This is a genomic window from Fodinibius saliphilus, from assembly GCF_005869845.1.
GTDB lineage: Bacteria > Bacteroidota > Rhodothermia > Balneolales > Balneolaceae > Fodinibius > Fodinibius saliphilus.
On sequence record NZ_VAWF01000003.1, the window covers coordinates 480,505 to 503,058 of the forward strand.

Genomic DNA, 22,554 nt, shown 5'->3' on the forward strand with positions numbered 1-22,554 from the left:
GATCAGATGGAAATAGTATATGTAGATATGGATAACGTCCTCGTAGATTTCCCATGGGGCGTAGATCAGCTCTCCGATGAGCTCAAAAAAGAGTATGAGGGCGACCTCGATGAGATTCCTAATTTTTTTAATGATTTGCCACCTATTGATGGAGCTATTGATGGGTTTCGGGCCCTTAGCAGTGAGTATGAAACCTATATATTATCAACGGCCCCTTGGGGCAACCCCACCGCGTGGATTGATAAGGTTCGTTGGGTGCAGCGGCATCTGCCCGAGACCGGGTACAAGCGCTTGATTCTGAGTCACAATAAGCATCTTAACAGGGGCGATTACCTGATCGACGACCGAACGGCTAACGGCGCAGGTGAATTTGAGGGCGAACATATTCAGTTCGGGAAGGCCCCCTTCCAGGATTGGGATGCGGTGCTCAATTATCTGCTGGGCTAGCTATTATTTTTCTTTTGGAAGATATTTTTTGGGCAGGGGATGGGCCTTGTCCTCTTCATGCCAGATCAAAGACACAACTTTCCATTGCTCATCTTTTTTCATCATCTGTATACTGTTAATCCCCCGACCGATAGTGCGGCCATCCGGTGTTTGTAATATAGTTTTATAGGTGCTGAAAATATGCAGGATGGGGCCATACTGCTCAGTTTTGCGATGCAATTCCTTTTCTACAAAAGAGATGATTTTACCCTCTCTGCACTGCCGGGTCATCGCCTTTCGGTAATCATCCGGTGTCATGGTAATCGAGCTGGTATCTCTCACACTAATTAGCTGGCTGTTATCAGTAAAAAGTGTTTCAAAAGCATCATAGTTTGGGTCATTGTCGGGACTAAATGAGATTGATTGGTACAGTTCAGCTAGTGTGGCGTCTATAGAGTGGTTTTGAGCGCTGATGGGTACAGTGATAATAAACAGGCCGATAAAAAAGAGCGCGCTGAGAAGACTTTTTTTCATTGTGTAAAATTAGTTGAGGTATGTTGTTTGTACTAAAGTAGCATATCTCTGCTAATTCGCAAGACGAGGTTATTTGGAAAGCTTTTGCAGGGATGCATGATGCTCTTATCTAGTATTGTAGCATTATTGCAAAAAAAAGCTAAGCTGGCTATAGCGATTCTTGTCTCGTTCGTTTTAAACATCAATTGTTCTATATCTCATCAATTGGCACAGTTATTTCATTATATAAAGTTGATGATCCGTTTTTATGACAAGGATACTGGCAACAGTAAAAAGGATAAGAATGAATTCAATGGAGAGAAATACACCAATTATATACGTGCTCATGTTTTTGGTCTTTTTCCAGGCCGCGAGCGGATTGTATGGCGGTGGAGCACTGATTTGGGATCCTTCGGGAACTATACTTGAGATGCCTTTGGAGCTACTTCATCCTTCTCCCTTCAGTGATTACCTGCTGCTGGGAGTTATACTACTTATTGTCCTCGGTATCTATCCTGTTATCGTGTTCTACAGCCTTTACAAAAGGCACTTGTGGGCAGAAACAGGAGCGCTGATTTTGAGCCTTGCCCTTATAGTTTGGATAGGCGTTGAAATTATCATGATTGGGTATCATACCAGTCCGCCATTGCAGCTTATTTATGGTTTGCTGGGTTTCGTCATGTTGATTTTGAGCATCATTTCTATGGCTACTACATCTGTGAATTCTAACAAACAAGATTATGATTAATTTAAACACCCTCGAGAGACTAGTAGAATACGGTATACAGGCACCGTCAGGACATAATACGCAACCTTGGATCTTCTCACTTGAAGACGATGAGATTCGTATTTACCCGGATTTTGATCGTGCTATGCCGATCATAGACACCGATCAACACGAACTGTTCATAGCCTTGGGATGTGCAACTGAAAATATTGCTATTGCGGCCACCTCTATGGGCATTCGTCCTCGCATAACTGTGATGCAATCTAAAAACAGTGATGATTATATATCGATTTCCCTAACAAAAGAACCCACTATTGAGGTTGATAAATTAGTGGATGTAATAAAAGTACGGCAAACCAGAAGGAATAAATATGAAGATAGTAATGTGCCCAAAGAAGATCTGGAAGCGTTAGAGAACGCTTTTGATTTCAGGGGAGTAGAAGTCTTGACCTTTGTGGGTTCAGAGGAGATGAGTGAGATAAAGCCGTTTGTTTTATCAGCAAATAACAAGCAGTTTAAAAACGATGATTATATTGAAGAGGTGATACGGTGGAGACGTTTTTCTAAACAGAAAGCAAAAGTAAAGGGTGATGGTTTGCAGGCAAAATGTTTAGGGCACTCTCCTGTGCCTTCCTTTGTCGGTTCAATGATGATGAAGCACTTTGTTTCGGCTAAAAGCGAAGCACGGCGTTGGTCAAAAATGATTGATGCTTCGGCGGGATTAATGCTTTTTACGGTTGCTCACAATAATATTTCTCATTGGGTACGTTTGGGACGGGCGTTTCAGCGTTTTGCGCTTACGGCCACCAAGTTAGGTATTAGCCATGCCCATGTAAATATGCCGTGCGAGGTACCTAAGATTCGTAAAGCACTTGCGTATCGGCTTAATTTGGTGGGGTTAACTCCATTACTGCTTATCCGTTTTGGTTATTCTGGTACTATGCCCTATTCTGAGCGAAGAGATTTAGATGAAGTAATAAGAAGGTAGGTTGATGTAGCCGATATAAATGAAATTAGCAGTTGGAAGGTAAGCCGTCTGATTTAAGAAAGTTGAGTGAAACCTCATTAAAGGTTTCCGGTTGTTCTACATTTACTACATGGCCGCACTTTTTTACGACTTCTAAGACCGATTTTTTGTGGTCATCCACGATCTTTTTGATAGGGGGAAGAAAGAGATAATCTTCACTGCCCATTACATACAAGGTGGGTATTTCCAGCTCTTTTTCGCGAAAATATTTTAGCAACGGGTTTACTTCATGGGTCATATTAAACCATTTCATAAACTCTTTTTTATATAGCTTTTTTGCTTCTCTTATAAATAGGTTTCTCGATTCGGAGTGCCGTTTTTTGGGCAAGATAATCCACGCAAAAAGTTTGTACAACCACATAAAGGGCACTACTTTTTTGAAAAGGTGTCCCAGTGAAACAAGGAACCGAGAGCGAATATTTAGCCGCATGATGGCCCCGCACATGACCATAGACCGTACCCGTTCAGGCTGCATTTCACCGATTGTTCGTATAATGATAGTGCCTAGTGAAACCCCAACAAAATGAGCTTTTTCGATACCTGCATCATCGATAACGTCAATGATGTCTTGGCTGGCCATCTTAAAAGAATACTCGTTTTCGTAGTACTGCTGGAGCATTCCTTTCGATTTGCCATGCCCGCGAAGGTCAACCATAAGAACATTAAACTCTTCTTTATAGGCTTTGAGCTGTTTAAACCATATAGAAGAGCTGCCACCGGCGCCATGGACAAAGACGACCCATTCGGCCTCGTCACTTTTGTGATATGTTTTATAATATAGCATAGACTTATTTTTATCGACTGTAAATCTACAAAAGCTAAATGGGCTTTCAAATATAGAAGATTCTATTTTGCTTTAGCAGCTTCGTCTGCAATATGATCGATCATGCTTGAAAATATGAGTGCATGCAGAGGATACAAGCTGTACCAGTAGAGAAGGCCCAAAAGTCCTTTGGGAGCAAAGTAGGCCGTTTGTATGAGCTTGGTTCCATTATTGTCCTCGTTGGGTATCGACTGGAACTCAAGCCAGGCACGTCCCGGTACTTTCATTTCTGCTCTGAGCCGCAGTAGTTTGCCGGGTTTAATGGCTTCTACACGCCAAAAATCGAGGGCATCGCCCACACGCAACTCTGTAGGGTGGCGTCGTCCACGTCTAAATCCAACACCTCCAACCAGGCGATCAAAAATACCGCGCAGCTTCCAGGCCCAGTTGTAGGTAAGCCATCCTTTTTCGCCTCCAAGGCTGCTAAAGGTATCATAGACCTGTTGTGGCTCTGTGTTGACCTCTCTAATACGGCGTTCGATATTGAGTCCCTGTTTTGACTTCAGTATCACCGGCTGTTCATTACCTTTACTGCTGATTAGTGCATCGCTCCAAGTGGTTTCTACATCCTCGGTGTTGATACGAACCATCGCTAGTTCTACCGCTTTTTCATAGCTAATGGGATTAATTTCAGGAAACAGCTGCTGGGCTTTATCATCCTTGACTATAACATCATTCTTAAGGCCTTCTATAAGGGGACGAGCCAGGGAGGCCGGTACAGGAGTCATCCAGTGAACCCAGTGGGAAGAGAGCGTGGGGCTAAGAATTGGTACAGGAATCAGTATTCGTTTAAGTTCGTTTATTTGGGCATAGATGCGCATCATGTCGGCATAGTTGATAACACTGCTGCCGCCAATCTCAATGATTTCATCTTTTGTTTCCGGTTTTTCCAGTACTGATACCAAGTATTGTAGCACATCCCGAATAGCAATGGGTTGCACCTTACTGTATACCCACGAAGGGCAGATCATAATCGGTACTCGTTCTGTAAGGTACCGTATCATTTCAAAAGATTTACTGCCGGAACCAACTACAATAGCAGCCCGAAATTCTGTTACCGATACATTAGAATCATGCAGCACTTGCCCTGTTTTCTGGCGCGATGCAAGATGCTCTGATAAATCATCCTCAGGATCACCCAGTCCGCCAAGATATATTATTCGGTCTACGCCCTCATTTTCAGCTACTTTGCTAAAATTTTGGGCAGCCTGTAAATCACGACTATGAAATCCGGAACTATTATTCCCACTCATACTGTGGATAAGATAATAGGCTACATCGATACTTTTGAACGCTTTGGAAAGAGTTTGTGGTTGTAATACATCAGCTTCTACGACTTCGACATCATCGATCCACGGGCGGCCCTGCAGACGCGAGGTGTCTCGTGACAAAACACGAACCTGGTATCCTTTTTCAAGGAGGCATGGAACCAGTCGTCCCCCGATATAGCCGGTAACACCGGTTACTAAACAACGAATATTGTGAGCCATAGAATAATTTGTGGGTTTTGATTAGTGAATGGTAACATAATTTTGGGTACAAAAGGTTCAAAATATATAATACTCCATGAGTTATCTTTTGGACAATAAAAACGGTATTTTGTCTTCAAATAAAAGAAGTTTAGGTTTTAAAGTGTTTTGATTTGGGGGAATGTTAATTTTGTTTCGTTTTTATTATCAGGTTGTTCGATTCTATATCCCAAAAAGTAAAAAGAATTGGTCATCGTCAGGAAAAGTAATGTTACTTTTCTTGGTCATACTTTCGGGTTATTGTAATAGTGCTTTTTCACAAAGTGAAAGTGATTCACTGTGGTCATTGTCTACACTTCGTATAGATGCTAACCAGGATGATACCCTTGATTACCTGGGGACTACTGTGACTGTTGGCGGGATAACAAATACTGCTTCGGGACAGATTCATACGAATAATCTCAAAGCTTTTCTTCAGAATGAGCATTTCGGCTTTCCACTGTTTAGTAAAACGATTGGTGCTTCTTTTGATGTAGGGGACAGTCTTGTTGTAACCGGAAAGCTGCAGAACTATGACGGGATGGACGAGATTTATGTAGAATCCTACAACGTATTTCCTGAAGTTGATCACAGTTTTGAGCCTGTGGCTCTTTCCAGGGTAGTTGATAACCCTGAAAAATATATTGGAATCCTGGTTGGAGGTACTGCTAAGGTTATCGATAAGGGCAAAGTTGATAATGGTAGATACCTTGAAGTTTTAACTGAGGGTTCATTGGAAGGTTCCTTGGTAATATACTTGTCCAATTTTCACCGGCAGTTCAATGAGTTCGATTTTGATTTGTTAAGTGTCGGTGATAGAGTTCAGGTAAAGGGTGTCGTAGGAAAGTACAAAAGCGAAACCAAGGGGATTTACTATCCGGTATATTTGCGGACTCCCGCTGAACTGGAATATGCCGGCGTGCCCAAATATTATTTTTCCATCGGGATCGTTGCTTTGATTGTCACCTTATTGAGTATTGGAGCATGGATTGTTAGCCTGCGTCAGCAAGTAGATCATAAGACAGAACGCATACAGGAATCACTCAATGAAAAGGATGTTCTACTTCGTGAGATTCACCATCGCGTAAAAAATAATCTTTCTATTATATCAGGCCTTATTGGACTTCAGCTTGACAGTACTGATGATGATACTGCTCAAGAAGTGCTAAAAGATAGCCAGTCCCGTATACAATCGATGGCCCTTATTCATGATAAGTTATACCAGACAGACTCACTGTCGGATATTCAGCTTGATATATACCTAAGTGAATTGGTGGAAGCTATCCATAGTACATTCACCGAATATAGCAGTGATATTGATTTGAAGTTTGCGATGGAATCTGTTGAAATCGATATCGACAAGGTTATTCCTTGTGGATTGCTTGTTAATGAATTAGTTGTGAATGCTTTTAAGCATGCTTTTACCGCTGGAGAAGCTGGCGTTTTGGAGGTGTCATTAAAACACGTTGATGGTAAGGTTGAATTGATGGTAAGTGATAATGGGCCTGGTTTGCCCGATGATTTTGACTTTGGTACCGGCGAGTCACTGGGCTCTATGTTGATACAAACCTTTGCTGCACAACTAGAAGCAGAAACAGAAATTATTACCAGTAGAGAAAGCGGAGCAGCGTTTAAGTTTACTTTTAATTTGGATGGGTAGATTCATTAAGCAAATTTTTAAGGAAGGTCTCTTCCGATAAATGTGCTTTTTCCTCCTTAACTCATCCGACTGAAAAAGACGGATTACTAAGAAATGACTGGTTTGCTATTTCTTCGTCAAGACAAGTAAGCAATCTGATTGATGAATAAAATTCCTATAATAGGATTATCCCCTCATCCCCGGTCTTAATGGGAGTTGTAATTTTAATCAGTTTTTGAGCCTGTTTTATTCCCGTTACTTTTTTATAATGGTAAAAAATATACAGAGGCTAGATTATTCAGGTTTAGGAATACTTTAGGTTACTTCGGGGAATATATGGAAAAGAATGCCGGCACAGCTTTAAAGGCTGTATCTTTTTTTGTGGTTATAATACTGTCTATCCCAACGCTGGGGTTAGCACAGGAGGCATCCGTTGATCTTTGGACATTTGAAAAAGTAAGAACGGATACAAATAATGACAGGAATTTGGATTATCTTGGGAAGACCGTTACGGTAACGGGAATTGCCAATATGGCTACCGGAGTATTCCATGAAAACTATTTACAAGCGTTTATTCAGAACGATTCGACGGGTATTTCACTCTTCAGTAAAAAGATAACTACGCCCTTTAAGCGGGGGGATAGTTTGGTCGTTACCGGCGAGATCCAAAATTATAAAGGGATGGCAGAGCTTAATGTTAGCTCATATAAAGTGTTTCCGGATGCCGCCCACCCCCCTCAACCTAAACCATTGCCCCAAGCGATAAATAGTCCCCAAAAGTACATAGGGATGGTGGTGGAAGGGAAAGGAACAATCATAGAGAAAGGAACGGTTTATAATGGTAAATATTTGCGGATTACCTCCTCTGATACCAGTAGTAATTCTATTATGGTTTACGTTTCCAACTTTAATATCCATTATAAAAAGTTTGATTTTGATGTTCTGAGTATTGGGGATAAGGTTTCGGTAACAGGCATTGTAGGAGAGTATAATCCCGACTTCCCTAATCAAAGAGAATACAAGGTGTTTCTGCGTACCCCTGAAGATTTAAACTATGCTATAGTTCCACGATATTATTGGTACTTGGCAGGTGGAGCAGCAGTTGTTGTATTACTATTGGTTATTGGTTGGATCGTGATGTTGCGGCGTCAGGTTCATAAGCAAACAGCAGATCTTAAGCAGTCACTGAAAGAGAAAGATGCCCTACTTCGCGAGATACACCACCGTGTTAAAAATAGCCTTTCTATTGTATCCGGCCTTATTGGCTTACAACTGGATAGTACAGAGCACCAAGAAGCATTGAGTGTACTTAAAGACAGCCAATCTCGAATCCAGTCGGTTGCTCTAATTCATGACAAGCTATACCAAACGGATTCACTGGATGATGTGCGGTTGGATCAATACCTACAAGAACTTGTAGAAACGCTGCATTCTACTTTTACCAATTACAGAGAGGCAGTGGACCTAAAATTTGATCTCGAAGAAGTTACTGTTGATGTGGATACGGCTATCCATTGCGGATTATTAGTAAATGAACTGGTTGTGAATGCTTTTAAGCATGCATTTATTGTAGGTGAATCGGGAATGTTGGAGGTATCATTAAAACAGTTTGATGGCACTGTTGAATTGTTAATTGAAGATAATGGACCGGGCTTGCCCAATAACTTTGGTTTCGATACCGGTGAATCACTGGGCTCTATGTTGATAGAAACGTTTGCGGCGCAACTAAAAGCAGAAACAGAAATCGTTACCGATAAAGGTAGCGGGGCTGCTTTCAAGTTTGCTTTCGCGCTAGATGATTAGGAGAATTAGTATTTTGATGAGAGATAACTGTTCCCAATTGCCTATTCTATACTTCTATATTTCTACTGGTTATATAAAAAAGATGAATAAATTTATGGCGATGATACTACTTATTCATCAAATCAAGTAAGTGGTCTGTTTGTTGTTGCTCTACTTGGGTAATAAGATCATCTTGGGCAGTAGCCTTAACCTCTTTTAGAACTTTTCTACTATCATCATCCTGTTTCATCTCAGTCCAAATGCGATGAAAACGTGCCGCTTGTATGGCGCCTTCCAGGGGGTCGGGGTTAATACATTCTCGGGCAGCAAGGTAGGCTGGTGCACTTTCTTCTCCCTGGCGCAGCCCCACAGAATCGGTTGCTACAGCAGCCCCCTCGGTTTCTTCATATAATTCCTTTAGATCCTCTGTTGTTGCCTCTTGGATGATTGCTTCTTCTGCAAGGTCAAGGATCTTTTTCTGCATGGGCTTAAGCTTATCATTAATCTGGCGGGTACACCATACCGCAAACTTCCGTAATAATATTTGACGTCCTTCTTGATCCAGATACTTGAGCATCGATGTAATTTGGTCATCTTTCTCATCTACCTGTTCACCGGTTTCGCTATCGATCATAATAATTTTCTGATGATCAGAATCATAAATGTAAATAAGATCTTGTTGTTTTGACTTCATAATACCTAATCTTTTGGTCAGCTGTGAATTTCAATATATATAACAAATTGCATTTCCCAACTATTCCAATCATACTTGGTATGAATTTTATATAAAAATGACAGATGAACAAGTTGAAAAAAGCACCTGATTCTTTTGCCGGGCTCTTTTCATGGGCGCTATATGATTGGGCCAATAGTGCATTTTTCGTTGTAATACAAACATTTGTATTCGCCACTTATTTCATGGGATCGGTTGCAAAGAATGATACGCTGGGCAGTTCGCAGTGGGGCTATACAATTGGTGCAGCAGGACTAGTTGTAGCTATATGCGCTCCTTTTGTAGGAGCGGTTGCCGATCAGCTGGGACGACGGAAACCATGGATAGGTTGGTTCTCGTTACTCTGTATTTTTGCAACTGCAGCCTTGTGGTGGGTAGAGCCCTCACAAAAGTTTGCTATGTTTGGACTTGCGCTGGTATTTCTGGGTACTGTGGGCTCAGAGTTTGCTATCATCTTTTATAATGCGATGCTCCCCGATTTGGCTACAAAAGAGCGAATGGGACGATGGTCGGGCTGGGCTTGGGGGCTGGGCTATGCAGGTGGTCTTGTTGCATTGGTGGTAGCCCTGTTTGTGTTTGTAGATGTCGATATCCCACCTTTCGGGTTAGAAAAGGCATCAGCAGAACATGTGCGCGCTACCTTTATATTAGTAGCTGTTTGGTATTTCCTGTTTTCTATCCCAATGTTCCTATTTACAAAAGATCGTCCCAAAACTGGAACCTCGCTTCTGGGGGCGGCACGTTCGGGGTGGAAACAGCTTGTAGATACAATTAAAAATGTGAGACAGTATCGGCATATTGTTCGCTTTCTTATAGCACGAATGATATTTATCGATGCACTAGCCACTGTTTTTGCATTTGGTGGTATATATGCCGCCGGCACCTTCGATATGAACGAAAAGGATGTACTTATTTTTGGTATCGGCTTAAATGTAACCGCTGGTATTGGTGCGGCTCTTTTTGCATGGCTGGATGATAAACTGGGTAGTAAGAAAACAATGATGTTTGCTCTTATTGGACTGATTATTACCACGGCCGGTGTACTGCTTGTGACAACCCTCAACTGGTTCTGGGGCTTGGGGCTGGCATTGGGAATCTTTGTAGGACCTGCACAAGCAGCCAGCAGAACCTATATGGCACGGGTTTCTCCTCCCGATTTAGAAAATGAGATGTTTGGACTGATGGCTCTTTCAGGAAAGGTGACGGCATTTTTAGGTCCGCCTTTGGTAGGGTGGTTAACGTATGTGTTTAGTAGTCAGCGTATTGGTATGAGTTTTATTGTGCTGTTATTTATAGTGGGACTCGCTATTTTATATACAGTACCCGAGGCTAAAGAGGTACAGATCGGGCTTGAAGATTCTTAAAAAAAGTACGGGCTTTTAATGCAGAATATGGTACATTAGGGCTTATTATTTGGATGGAATCATTCCAGGGAAAGAAAAAATGTCTTTCCTAACTTAACAACAACATAACGGATAAAAACATGAGCCGATTTGATGAATTAAAAGGTATTGTAGAAGGAGTTGAAGAAGATATGGGCAAGTTTTACGAAAAAGGAAACAAGGCTGCTGGTACTCGAGCTCGCAAGGGTCTTCAAAATCTGAGAAAACTGTCCCAGGAAGTACGCCTTGAAATCCAAGACATTAAAAATAACGGATAAGTTTTATCCGATTTCTATTGAAAAGCCACTTTATTGTGGCTTTTTTTGTACCTGCTTTTTGAGTTAATGTTATTATAGATCATATAATATATGCGTTCCTCACCACAGCAAAAATTGTCAAAATCGGCTATTAAGGCCTGGCGCGTTTCAACGGCTATTGTTTGTCTGGTTTTTATATTGATCCCTCTCTTCTTTTGGGTATATAACACTTTTAGCCCAAGCAATACGAATTTTTCAATATGGTTGATTGGTAGTATTTCAGCCGTGCTTTTCATTATTTCCGGTTTGATTATATTTTTTCTTCCGGAGATTCGTTGGCAACATTGGTACTACCAGGTTGATGAGCATGAGATAGATCTGCAAAGCGGAATCTTTGTTATCACTCGTACGCTAATACCGGTAAAACGTGTGCAACATGTTGATACACGACAGGGGCCAATCCTACGTTCTTATGGCTTGGCGGATGTCACTATTTCAACTGCTGCTACTACACACCGTATTCCGGCCCTGGATGAAAAAACGGCTGACCAGGTTCGCGATAGAATTTCAAAATTTGCCCGACTTGCTAAAGAAGATGTTTGAAGCACAACGCCAACATCCGGCTGCTGCTCTTGCTAATGCATTTGACATTATCAAAGCTAACTTTATCACTATCCTAATCCTCATATTTGTGGGAACTGGTGGTAAACAAGGGGATTATACTCTGTACTGGATCTTTGGTACTTTTGTGGCGCTGCTTATCTGGGGCGTTATTTCATGGCTTCGTTTTCAGTTTAGTGTTAACGAAGGGGAGCTGAAAATTGAACAAGGGGTTTTTGTTCATAAAAAGTTGTATTTAACCTCCGATCGTATTCAAGTAATAGATATTACTGCGGGTGTTATTCAACGAATATTTGGATTGGTAGCAGTAGAGATAAAAACGGCCGGTAGTAGTTCAAAAGAGGCAAAGATTAATGCCATCAGTCGTCAAGAGGCAGAGAAATTAAAAAAATTACTGCGTAAAGGGGGCGAGCAAGAAACAGAAGAAATATCTGAGAAAGCCAATAAAATATATGCCCTTGATAATCGTGACTTAGTTATTGCAGCAACTACATCCGGTAGAATGGGGGTTGCACTGTCAATTGTGGGGGCCGTATTTTCCCAGTTAGATCAGGTTATTTCGGATCAGGAAATTATTCGATTCATTGAAACGCACCTGCCTAATTTTACCTCTTTTTCTATTGTAGTTATTTCAATAGTGGGGATGATTCTTGCGGCATGGGTGTTGTCATTCCTTAGTACTATTATTACCTATTATGATTTCAAGGTCGAGATACGTGAAGATGATCTGCTTATTTCAAGAGGTCTTTTTGAGCGTAAACAGCTAACAATACCTTTCAATCGTATACAAGCTGTACAGATTAAAGAGGAAATTTTACGCCAGCCTTTGGGGTATGCTTCTCTTGTTATTGAAAGTGCGGGTTATGGCGAGGATCAGGGAAATTCAAATACACTGTTTCCTCTTATATCCAAGGAACGTATGCATGCTTTTATAGATGAAGTGATTCCTGAATACCACGTTAAAGTCGACCATACGGTAAGTATTGGTAAAAGGGGATTGCGAAGATATATACTGCAGATGGTGTGGCTGTCGCTGGGTATTATTGCTGTGGTCTGGAGTATGGTACCTTACGGCGTATATGCTTGGTTTATATTGCCATTTATGTTGTTATTGGGGTACCAGCAATATCGCGATGCTGAGGTGAAATCCGGGGAAGACACGATTATTATGAGCAGTCGCCTGTTAAGTAAAACGACGGCTATAATAAAAAAATACCGTATACAAGCAATAGAAGTTAAACAGAATCCCTTTCAGTCTCGGTTAGACCTTGCAGACCTTATTATACATGTGGCTAGTGGTAACCAAGGGAGGACTTTTAAAGTTCGCGAATTAGTTGATGAACAGGCAACGGCCTATAAAGACTGGTTGGCTAACAGTAAGAGAAAGCGACAGTTGGAAGCTGATATCGATCAAGATCAGTCTTCGGAATCGATAGAGTAACTAAGATTAACCGAAAACGATTCTGTGATAAATCGCCAGTGTAACAATACCGAATATAACATGTAATCCCAATATGAAATAGGGCATAAGAACACCCCACCGTCGACCCAGTATCCCCGGATCTGATATTGGTTTGTCATCTCCGATATAGGGATGACTTTCGGCAAGCATTCCCATAATAGACCCCACAAATATACCGTGGCCAAACCCCCATAAAATACCGGCTGGCCAGTTGGGAGTAACAACCATGGCAGTTAACAGGAAGACATAAAGAATACCCCATCCGGCTCCAATAAGGAGGTGCGCAATAATTCCAACCGTATAAGTTTTTCTCCTATTTTGGATCCCAACAAAACGAGAACCAATGAGGTAGGGGATATCCAGATCGTAGCCAAAGAATTTTAGCAGGTAGATTAGCAAGGTGAGTACAAACGCGCCTATCAAGCCAGAAAGTGCTGCTATTAATAAATTCGCATCCATAATTCCTCCTGTTTTCCGATTATAATCGGTATTACAGTTGAATATGTAACGTCGTAACCGTAGCAAAAAGGCAAGGTCAATTGTTATTCTTCACCTTTTGCACATATATAATAAATAGTAATGGCTGGGCAGTAATGCAACAAGCTTTTAAGCCGTGGCCGGACTCCCGAACTTTTTAAGCGTATTGTAGTGAGATTTGATAGCGATACCCAGTGTCTCGTGGTAGTTATAAGGGACATCATACTTTTGGGCTACCTTACGGACAATATGACTAATTTCGGGGTAATGGATGCTACAAACTTTTGGGAAAAGGTGATGTTCAATTTGATAGTTTAGTCCCCCGATATACCAGCAGAGAAGATGGTTGTCATGTGCAAAATTAGAAGTAGTTTCTAGTTGATGTATCATCCACGCATTTTCAATATTGCCATCTTCATTTTCAGTGGGATGTTCGGTTTCTTCAACAACGTGAGCCAGCTGGAAAATAACCCCTAAGATGACACCCGAAGTAAATTGGAAAATTAAAAAGCCGATAGCCAATTGCCACCAGGTAATCGGGAGTAGAATGTAAGGTAAAACAAGCGTGTAACCGTAATAGAGTATTTTGGTGACAAATAGGATAACCCATTCTTTGAGCGGGTGCGTTTTGTCTTCATAGGGTCCCAGACTAGACTGCAGAAAGTATTTATAATCCTTTACAAATGCCCAAAAGAGACTGGCGAAACCGTAGGCAAAGAAAGCAAGTATATGTTGGGCCTGATGGATGGGTTTATATTCGGCATTGGGAGATAACCGTATAAATGCGGCTACTTCAAGATCTTCATCATGCTCATAAATATTTGTATAAGTATGATGGATAATATTATGCGTGATCTTCCAAATATAGCTGTTAGCTCCTAACATATCGAAGGTATAGCCCAGCCATTTATTTACTTTTTTGTTCGAGGAGTATGCTCCGTGCAATGCATCATGAGATATCGAAAAGCCAATACCGGCCATGCCAACTCCCATTAGAACACAGAGAAAAGCCATGCCTAATAAGTTAAAAGTCCCGCTTATGATGAGACCATAAGTGCCTAAATAAAGGGTAAGTAGTATAATGGTTTTGGTAACCATTTGGGTATTTGCATGCTTAGAGAGATTGTTCTCCTCAAAATATGCATTAACTTTTTGCTTTAATTCACGAGAGAAATTTTGCTGGTCCTTCCCCTTAAAAGAGATTCGAGTTGCTGACATTTTTTATTACACCCTAAGCCGTTGATTTTATTATTCTGGTGCAATAAAGGAAATTACAGGCAGGAAAAAAATTATTCTGATCCGTTGGATGTAAAAGCTTTACGAATAGACTTTTTGAGATGACTCATCTGAATAGGTTTGATGAGATAATCTACATAGTTAGTCTCCTTGGCTCTTGATAAATTATATTGATCGGAATTACCGGTAATATAAATAACCGAGACATCAGATTTTTTTCTGATCTCCTGCATTGCCGATATACCGTCAATATCATCTTTGAGCTGGATGTCCATCAAGATAAGATCGGGTTCAAGCTCAAAAGCATTATCAATAGCATCGCGCCCGGTTATAACTTTATTTAATACATTATGACCAAGTTTCAGGATCATTCGTTCTAATACCATAGAGATGATCATGTCATCTTCTACGATAAGTACATTTTTTTCTGGAATAGATTCACTCATTCGTCTTCCTTAAAACTATCTCAAAAAGTAGTATGGATATTTTGCTATAAATAAAAAATAAGGATACGAATATAGGAAGTTTTCAACTAATTATCCTAATGCAACATCCAAAACCATCATAACACTAAAACCGACCATAGTACCCACGGTGGCAATATCTGTATTTCCACGATGTTGAGATTCAGGAATAAGCTCTTCAACCACAACATATATCATGGCTCCGGCTGCAAAAGCCAGGGCATAGGGTAACAATGGTTGAATCATTAAAACTGCTGCAGCGCCTATAACGGCCGATATTGGTTCTACAATGCCCGAAAGTTGTCCGTACCAAAAACTCTTACCCACTGAAAGTCCCTCTCTGCGTAGAGGCATTGAAACGGCTGTTCCCTCCGGAAAGTTTTGAATCCCGATACCGATAGCTAGTGTAATTGCACTGGCTACCGTAGCACCACCGGCAGCTTCAATCCCCAAAGATGCGGCTCCAAAGAGCACGCCAATAGCCAATCCTTCGGGAATATTGTGCAGCGTTATGGCTAAAACCAATAGTGTTGCTCGTCGCCAGGTTGTGGGTACCCCTTCTGCTTCTTCTACCGGTAAGCCAATATGGAGGTGGGGTAAGTAGGCATCACATATCCGAAGGAAGATACCGCCGGTCAAAAATCCAATCACAGCAGGGAGCCACTCAATCATGCCCTGGGCACTAGCCATATCAATGGATGGGACAAGCAATGACCAAAAGCTGGCGGCGATCATGACACCGGCTGCAAATCCCATCATGGCATCAAGTAGTTTGTAGTTAACACGTTTGGTGAAAAAAACCAGGGCTGCTCCCAATGCGGTAAGCGTATATGTGAAAATTCCGCCAAGCAGGCTTTGGGTGATGGGGCTTAAGCTGTAAAAAAGCTCTTTAAGTTCTGCGAGTTCAAACATTGTTACTTTACTAACTATCCTGTGATAAATTGAATCAGCAATAATAGGAAAAGGTAAGCTAAATCAAAAACTAAAATTAGCTTAGGCTAATAGTTGTATGGGGAAGTATCGGGTTACCCGCAGTCTACTTCCTAGTCTTTTTCCAGAAGATAATGCCGCCGGCTTGTTTACCCACCTCTATGACGTCTGTTCGTTCTAGCTCTTCTATATCGATTATATCAACTGATCCGGCTTGCCCCCCAATTCCTTCTACAGAGACAAAAGCATATTTACTATCGGGCGTAATACTTACCCCATGAGTTACTTTTCGGCTATTGCTAATTTTAGCAACTTCTTTCCCTGATTTCAGATCCCATATCCCGGTGGCTGCTTCTCCCTTATAACTGGCAACCAGGTACTGACCATTATTGCTTACCTCAAGGTTATACGGAGCCTTTCCGGTCTTGAAACGCCGTAGTATTTCCCATTTCTTAATATCTACTTCGATAATTTCATCAGAACCGTTGCCAGCTACGTATACAATATTTTTCTTTGGGTGTGGATCTGCCCATGTTGGTTTAACCTGAGGAGAATTGTTTTCATCTTCAGATAATTTTAAGCGTCGGCTGAGCTCCATGGTTACCGTATTGATCTGCATAAGCTCATCCGTCATCATTGAAACATGGTATTGGTATTTCCCATCATCACTAATGCGCGATCCATGGGGCATAATACCAGTTTTAATCTCTTTGACAACGGTCATGGCTTGCGGATCAACCACTGAAACGGTGCTGGGTTTCATATCCCCATGTAAGTTAAAGTTAACCACATAAAGGAGTCCTGTTGCTTTCGAGATTTCCAAGCTGGCAGGGAACATTCCCAGTTCGGTTCGTTCAACAAATTTGTTGGTAGCCGTTTCAAATTTATAAAGCCATCCATAGGGATTTCCGTGTGCAATGGAGAGATACCAATATTTGCCATCGAGACCTACGTTAATACCATGCGGTCCTTCGGTTTCAGTAGGATATTGCCCCACGGAAATGACATCAGTAACGATGCTTTTTTGAGTCTGGACGTCGTAGGCTATTTGATATACCTCATCGTCTGATTCCGCAGCAACATACGCGTGATACGTTTGTCCATCTGCAGGCTTGGCCGCGACTATCAGTACCAATGCAATGATGAAATAAGAAATACTATGGATGCTTTGTTTCATAGTAATAAGAGGTTATTCTTAAGAATTCATGAATAAGTAGGTATGGTGGGCTTATATCAAACCCCATAAATTTCAAATATTCAATTGGTTCATTGGTTGGCTTTATCCTCTAGCTTGTATGCCCAGATGCCTGAGTTCCAGTCTGATACAAAGATATAACCTTTATAGGGTTGTGGTCCCCAAGTCATAGCAGCATTGGGGATGTGCCCCTCGGGATGAGTCGGGATATGTTTGGCAATTTCACGTCCCTGTTCGTAGAGATTACCCATAAGTTCACCAGAGATATCAACAACCCGGAGCCCAGCATTGTAATAGGCAATATAAAGGGTATCATCTTTGACCCAGAAATTATGAGTACCTGCTTCTGGAATTTGGTAGCGAGCTACTTCTTTGGGAGTATCCCATCCGCCTTCAAACTTAACAAAATGAATCCATCCTGCTGGACGAGTAGGACCCTCATCTACATTAAGGCCATTCGGGAATGCTTCGTCACCGGCTATGATATAGAAGTCGCCGGTAGATTGACTCTTGAAAGGAAAAGCTGCGTGATTCCAACCGCTGGGGTAGGTGTAGCTCCCTAGTTTTACGGGATTATCAAAAGAGCCGGCCCCAGTGTTATGTCGCTCAGGAGATTGTGCCGCAGGGGTACTTCCCACATCCACAGCCACAATACCGTCATCCCAGTTAGAAGAGTATGCAATCCCATTCTCGACCCAGACGTCGTGAACAGAGTGGCCGGGTGTATCAAGTTCGAAGCGGCTTACTGTTTTAGGATTTTTAGGATCACTGATATCGATAATATCATATCGACGACCGTTATTTACAGCAAAAACATGATCCTTGTAAATAAAAGAATTATGTACGCCACCGGTAAGCCCTTTTGTGTATTCCGTAATGATACTCACATTATGGGGATCACTAACATCCAGTATGACAATACCGTTTTTACGATCAGATGCACCTTCGCGGGTAATAATACCTAGGCGTCCGTCTTCAGAAATTTTCACATCATTGACTGTTCGTGCATCAACGGTAACGGTGTCTATAATCGTCATATCAGCGGGATTGCTGACGTCCCAGAAGTAGGTTTCACCATCACCTCCCCAAGTACCTGTAATTGCATAATCTCTCCCGTCAATACCTTCCCATACCCAAAGGTCGGAGGTGTGAACTTCACTGATAAGGCCGTGGCCAACTACTTTTAGGCTTTTTTGCACATTGCGGGTATTAACACGGATTGTGGTTTTTTTTGAGATCGACCCTGATGTGGCAGTAATAGTAAAAAGGCCGGCTTTATTAGCTACAAAGCGTCCATCTTGTTGGATTTGTCCGGAAGCGCTCTCTCCGAGATTATCATCAGTTTGTGAATTAAAAGAAAAACTGATCGGGGCATCTTTGATCGGTTGGTCATTATCATTTTTAGGGGTTGCTTTAAAGTGGACAACCTCACCGGTTTTGACGGTCGTTTTTTTATGCTCCAGAGCTATTGAAGCAACCGGATTTTTGATAATGGTAACCATCCAACTTGCACTGATGTCTCCCACGGTTGCAGTAATAGTAGTACTTCCCTTTTTATTGGTGTGTAGTTTTTCAAATTGACCAACATGGGCAACTTTATCATCAGAAGAAGAAAACTGGACATCTACATCGTCTCTGCTAAAACCTTTGGCATCTGTTACTTCATATTTAATAGGAAGTGTCGTTTGATTGTAAATTTCCCCAGGCATATTAACAAAATTAATATCGGTAATAGGGGGGTAGGCTACCTGAACAGTAATTGTTTTCCTGAGGCGAGAGTCATCAGGTGCTAAAGCATAAGCAATAATTTCAAAAGTACCGGGCTTTAAGGCTTGAATTGAACCATCAGCAGAAATGGGAACGCTTTTGGCATCCCGGGAATAAAAGGCAACAGAATCTTGTACGGTATTTCCATTACCATCCTGAATAGTGCCGTTTAGTTGAGTAGTATCGTCAACCTCTAGGCTTAGGCTTGAAGGTTCTAAGACAATCTTATAGTCAGAGGTTTTTTGCGCCCACGTAGGTACGGCAATAAGAGCAAAAAGAATGAAAGTAATTACAATAGAGATCGCTTTTTTCATAGGAACAGGTTTTGATGTGTAGTTTGCTTTAAAAAAGTGAAAAATGAGACTAAAATGAAGCTAAAAATATCGTTATAACCGTTCGATAGCTGCTGCTTACGTTCTTTTACATTTTTTGAGAGTTATAATTGAATAAGTCTTCATTAACGATCCTTTCCAGAGATATAAGCTGTTTATTGTAACGGTTTTTGCTTACCTTCTTTCATTTGATTTTCCTGTTAGATAAAGCAGAAAAAGTCAATCTTTTGGGAATGACTAAAGCTGCTTAATCATTATTCAAACCAATACGTTTTAAAACTAAAATCATTGCTTTCAATGAGCATCAATTTTGATAAGGAACGCTTTTTACACCGCCATATAGGACCCGACGAAGAGCAGAAAAGCGAGATGCTTTCTGCTATCAAAGCTTCGTCACTGGAACAACTGATGGATGAAACAATACCTGAAGGAATAAGACTTAGTGAAGGGCTCGGGCTTGATGAGCCGATGAGTGAGTTTCGATTCCTGGAAGATTTTAAGAAATTAGCGGCAAAGAATGAGGTTTATGAGTCGTTTATTGGGATGGGGTACCATGATACCTTAACGCCTAATGTTATTTTACGCAATGTGCTTGAAAATCCCGGTTGGTACACGGCTTATACTCCGTATCAGGCTGAGATTGCACAAGGTCGGTTAGAAGCACTGATCAATTTCCAAACGTTGGTTTCAGATCTAACTGGACGTGAACTTGCCAATGCATCGTTGCTGGATGAAGGAACAGCTGCCGCTGAAGGGATGTCAATGCTCTATTCTACACGACGGGGAGCAAAGAGAAAGAAAGCGGAGACGTTTTTTGTATCCGAAAAATGTCACCCCCAAACAATAGAAGTAGTAGAGGGGCGTGCAGAACCGCTGGGTATTGAAGTTATTGTTGGAGACCATAGCGAGCTGGATGTTACAGATGAAGAACTGTTTGGCATATTATTACAATATCCGGCTACTGACGGTTCGGTGGAGGATTATACCAGTCTCATTGAAGCAGCACACGAAAGTGGAGTAAAGGCGATAGTTGCCGCAGACTTATTGAGTTTGACTCTCTTAACCCCTCCCGGAGAAATGGGGGCCGATGTTGTTGTGGGTTCTACTCAACGTTTTGGGGTCCCGATGGGATATGGCGGACCACATGCAGCTTATTTTGCTACAAGAGAAAAGTATAAGCGTAAGATTCCGGGGCGGATAATTGGTGTTTCTCAGGATACGGAAGAAAATCCCGTGTATCGTATGGCATTACAAACCCGGGAACAGCACATTCGCAGAGAAAAAGCAACGTCAAACATCTGTACAGCCCAGGTACTTCTGGCTGTTATTGCAGGATTTTACGCAGTTTATCATGGGCCTAAAGGATTACGACGGATTGCAGAGCGTATTCACGGTTTAGCAAAAATTGCTGATAAGGGATTACAAGAGCTTGGTTTTAATGTAAAGACTGACTGTTACTTTGATACTTTAAAAGTAGCACTGGATAGCCAAGACCAGAAAGAGGAACTTCGGAAGGTTGCTTTGGACCAAGAATTTAATCTCCGATATTTTGATGAAGCGGCAGTCGGTATTGCTTTTGATGAAGTGAAGGATCTGGATCATGTGAAGCAGCTGCTCGATATTTTTGCTGTGGTACAAGGAATCGAAAATAGTGTTGATGTTGCTGCGCATTCCAAATCGGTTGAAGTCAATTACACGGAAAGGCTGTCTCGTACATCTAACTATCTGGAACACCCGGTCTTTAATTTATACCACTCTGAGCATGAGATGCTACGATACCTCAAGAAGCTGGAGAATAAAGATCTTTCTTTGGTGCATTCCATGATCTCGCTGGGCTCTTGTACGATGAAACTCAATGCTACAGCAGAGATGATTCCGCTGACTTGGGCTGAATTCGGCAAAATCCATCCCTTTGCACCCGCAGAGCAGGCTCAAGGATATCACGAACTATTTGAAAAGTTTGAGGACCAGCTTAAGGCGATAACGGGATTTCCCGCTGTTTCGCTGCAACCCAACTCCGGTGCGCAGGGTGAGTTTTCTGGCTTGATGACTATTCGAGCTTATCACAAGCATCATGGCGACGAGCATCGCAATGTCACTATAGTCCCTGATTCGGCTCATGGTACGAATCCTGCAAGTGCTGTTATGGCTGGGATGGAAGTGGTAGTTACCAAGTGTGATGAACATGGCAATATTGATCTCGATGACCTTCGCGAAAAGGTGGAAGCGAATAAAGAAAATCTCGCTGCACTGATGGTTACATATCCATCAACGCATGGGGTATTTGAAGAAGATATAAAAGAGATCTGCCAGGTTATCCATGATAATGGTGGATTAGTTTACATGGATGGAGCCAATATGAATGCCCAGGTAGGGCTTACCAGTCCTGCAGAAGTTGGGGCTGATGTGTGTCACCTCAACCTCCACAAAACATTTTGTATTCCCCACGGCGGTGGTGGCCCGGGGATGGGACCTATAGCTGCTACCGATGAGTTGGGGCCTTTCTTGCCCGGCAATGCTGTCATCGAAACCGGCGGCGAGCATGGTATTCCTGCTATTTCAGCAGCCCCGTGGGGGAGTGCTAGCATTCTTACCATTTCATATGCATATATTAAGATGATGGGGGCCGAGGGATTAACTGAGGCGACAAAATATGCGATATTAAATGCGAACTACCTTAAAGAGCAGCTGAAAAGTCACTACCCGATCTTGTATACAGGTAAAAATGGGCGAACAGCACATGAATTTATCGTGGATCTGCGTCCATTTAAACAGTCTGCCAATATTGGTTCTATTGATTTGGCCAAACGGCTAATGGATTATGGTTTCCATGCCCCAACGATGTCGTTCCCGGTGCCGGGTACACTGATGGTTGAACCAACGGAAAGCGAATCCAAGGAAGAGCTTGACCGTTTCTGTGAAGCGATGATTGCGATACGAGAAGAAATTCGGGAGATCGAAGAAGAGCAGGCGGACTCCGAGGATAACGTACTTAAGAATGCTCCCCATACGATGCGGGTAGCAATGGCCGAAGATTGGGATCATCCCTACAGTCGCGACAAAGCAATATTCCCGCTCGACTTCCTACGGTTCGATAAGTTTTGGCCGGCGGTTAGCCGTGTGGATGATGCTTATGGTGATCGTAACCTTATGTGCAGTTGTGTTCCGATGGATGCTTATGCCGAAGGACAAGAGCCGGAGGCAGTGGAATAAATATTTATTTCCACTACTAAACAGCTTAGCCCGCGGATGA

The 22,554-nt window shown here is 42.0% G+C and carries 20 protein-coding genes; 10 read left to right on the top strand and 10 right to left on the bottom strand.

Annotation, left to right across the window (positions count from 1 at the left end):
* Window positions 1–6: 6 nt before the first annotated feature.
* Window positions 7–447, top strand: coding sequence for a 5' nucleotidase, NT5C type (locus FCN14_RS12690; RefSeq protein WP_138431641.1), 441 nt, complete (start codon window positions 7–9; stop codon window positions 445–447).
* A gap of 3 nt (window positions 448–450) precedes the next feature.
* Here the strand turns inward: FCN14_RS12690 and FCN14_RS12695 are convergent, their stop codons facing one another.
* Entirely contained in the window at window positions 451–960 is a 510-nt protein-coding gene (locus FCN14_RS12695; protein ID WP_138431642.1) for a hypothetical protein, read from the bottom strand.
* 292 nt (window positions 961–1,252) lie between these two features.
* Between FCN14_RS12695 and FCN14_RS12700 the strand changes: the two genes are divergently transcribed.
* On the top strand, window positions 1,253–1,687 hold the full coding sequence (locus FCN14_RS12700; RefSeq protein ID WP_212747642.1) for a hypothetical protein: 435 nt from the start codon (window positions 1,253–1,255) through the stop codon (window positions 1,685–1,687).
* On the top strand, window positions 1,680–2,654 hold the full coding sequence (locus tag FCN14_RS12705) for an Acg family FMN-binding oxidoreductase (protein ID WP_138431644.1): 975 nt from the start codon (window positions 1,680–1,682) through the stop codon (window positions 2,652–2,654). The genes FCN14_RS12700 and FCN14_RS12705 overlap by 8 nt, the downstream gene beginning before the upstream one ends.
* A gap of 25 nt (window positions 2,655–2,679) precedes the next feature.
* Here FCN14_RS12705 and FCN14_RS12710 read toward each other — a convergent pair whose 3' ends face one another.
* Together FCN14_RS12710 and FCN14_RS12715 are read right to left on the bottom strand one after the other, a co-directional pair.
* The gene (locus FCN14_RS12710) at window positions 2,680–3,477 is read right to left on the bottom strand and encodes an alpha/beta fold hydrolase (RefSeq protein ID WP_138431645.1); all 798 of its coding nucleotides are present in this window, start codon (window positions 3,475–3,477) and stop codon (window positions 2,680–2,682) included.
* 62 nt (window positions 3,478–3,539) lie between these two features.
* Entirely contained in the window at window positions 3,540–5,006 is a 1,467-nt protein-coding gene (locus FCN14_RS12715; RefSeq protein ID WP_138431646.1) for an SDR family oxidoreductase, read from the bottom strand.
* A 247-nt stretch (window positions 5,007–5,253) separates the two neighbouring features.
* Here FCN14_RS12715 and FCN14_RS12720 point away from each other — a divergent pair, with 247 nt between their 5' ends.
* A complete protein-coding gene (locus FCN14_RS12720; protein ID WP_171032918.1) occupies window positions 5,254–6,684 on the top strand; it encodes a sensor histidine kinase in 1,431 nt (476 codons plus the stop codon).
* A 315-nt stretch (window positions 6,685–6,999) separates the two neighbouring features.
* Window positions 7,000–8,466 carry a histidine kinase dimerization/phosphoacceptor domain -containing protein gene (locus tag FCN14_RS12725; protein ID WP_138431648.1) on the top strand — a complete coding sequence of 489 codons (1,467 nt, stop codon included), beginning with the start codon at window positions 7,000–7,002 and terminating at the stop codon, window positions 8,464–8,466.
* A 106-nt stretch (window positions 8,467–8,572) separates the two neighbouring features.
* On the opposite strand, the gene FCN14_RS12730 is transcribed toward FCN14_RS12725, so the two are convergent.
* Window positions 8,573–9,139 carry a hypothetical protein gene (locus FCN14_RS12730; protein WP_138431649.1) on the bottom strand — a complete coding sequence of 189 codons (567 nt, stop codon included), beginning with the start codon at window positions 9,137–9,139 and terminating at the stop codon, window positions 8,573–8,575.
* Window positions 9,140–9,243: 104 nt separating this feature from the next.
* Between FCN14_RS12730 and FCN14_RS12735 the strand changes: the two genes are divergently transcribed.
* From FCN14_RS12735 to FCN14_RS12750, 4 genes are all read left to right on the top strand, one after another.
* The gene (locus FCN14_RS12735; protein ID WP_138431650.1) at window positions 9,244–10,542 is read left to right on the top strand and encodes an MFS transporter; all 1,299 of its coding nucleotides are present in this window, start codon (window positions 9,244–9,246) and stop codon (window positions 10,540–10,542) included.
* A 119-nt stretch (window positions 10,543–10,661) separates the two neighbouring features.
* Entirely contained in the window at window positions 10,662–10,838 is a 177-nt protein-coding gene (locus FCN14_RS12740; RefSeq protein WP_138431651.1) for a histone H1, read from the top strand.
* Between the two features lie 90 nt (window positions 10,839–10,928).
* Complete coding sequence (locus FCN14_RS12745) at window positions 10,929–11,420, top strand: PH domain-containing protein (RefSeq protein WP_138431652.1); 492 nt, start codon at window positions 10,929–10,931, stop codon at window positions 11,418–11,420.
* A complete protein-coding gene (locus tag FCN14_RS12750; RefSeq protein WP_212747643.1) occupies window positions 11,392–12,879 on the top strand; it encodes a PH domain-containing protein in 1,488 nt (495 codons plus the stop codon). Before FCN14_RS12745 ends, FCN14_RS12750 begins: the two co-directional genes overlap by 29 nt.
* A gap of 6 nt (window positions 12,880–12,885) precedes the next feature.
* On the opposite strand, the gene FCN14_RS12755 is transcribed toward FCN14_RS12750, so the two are convergent.
* The 6 genes from FCN14_RS12755 to FCN14_RS12780 all read right to left on the bottom strand — a co-directional run bounded on the left by FCN14_RS12755 (window position 12,886) and on the right by FCN14_RS12780 (window position 19,283).
* Window positions 12,886–13,359, bottom strand: coding sequence for a hypothetical protein (locus tag FCN14_RS12755; RefSeq protein WP_138431654.1), 474 nt, complete (start codon window positions 13,357–13,359; stop codon window positions 12,886–12,888).
* A gap of 147 nt (window positions 13,360–13,506) precedes the next feature.
* On the bottom strand, window positions 13,507–14,595 hold the full coding sequence (locus FCN14_RS12760; RefSeq protein WP_138431655.1) for a fatty acid desaturase family protein: 1,089 nt from the start codon (window positions 14,593–14,595) through the stop codon (window positions 13,507–13,509).
* Window positions 14,596–14,666: 71 nt separating this feature from the next.
* On the bottom strand, window positions 14,667–15,059 hold the full coding sequence (locus tag FCN14_RS12765; RefSeq protein ID WP_138431656.1) for a response regulator: 393 nt from the start codon (window positions 15,057–15,059) through the stop codon (window positions 14,667–14,669).
* A gap of 90 nt (window positions 15,060–15,149) precedes the next feature.
* A complete protein-coding gene (locus tag FCN14_RS12770) occupies window positions 15,150–15,989 on the bottom strand; it encodes a ZIP family metal transporter (protein ID WP_138431657.1) in 840 nt (279 codons plus the stop codon).
* Between the two features lie 124 nt (window positions 15,990–16,113).
* On the bottom strand, window positions 16,114–17,184 hold the full coding sequence (locus FCN14_RS12775) for a YncE family protein (protein ID WP_138431658.1): 1,071 nt from the start codon (window positions 17,182–17,184) through the stop codon (window positions 16,114–16,116).
* A gap of 89 nt (window positions 17,185–17,273) precedes the next feature.
* Window positions 17,274–19,283 carry an LVIVD repeat-containing protein gene (locus FCN14_RS12780; protein ID WP_138431659.1) on the bottom strand — a complete coding sequence of 670 codons (2,010 nt, stop codon included), beginning with the start codon at window positions 19,281–19,283 and terminating at the stop codon, window positions 17,274–17,276.
* Window positions 19,284–19,598: 315 nt separating this feature from the next.
* On the opposite strand from FCN14_RS12780, the gene gcvP reads away from it, so the two are divergent.
* Window positions 19,599–22,514, top strand: a complete 2,916-nt coding sequence (gcvP, locus tag FCN14_RS12785; RefSeq protein ID WP_138431660.1) for an aminomethyl-transferring glycine dehydrogenase — start codon at window positions 19,599–19,601, stop codon at window positions 22,512–22,514.
* Window positions 22,515–22,554: the final 40 nt, after the last annotated feature.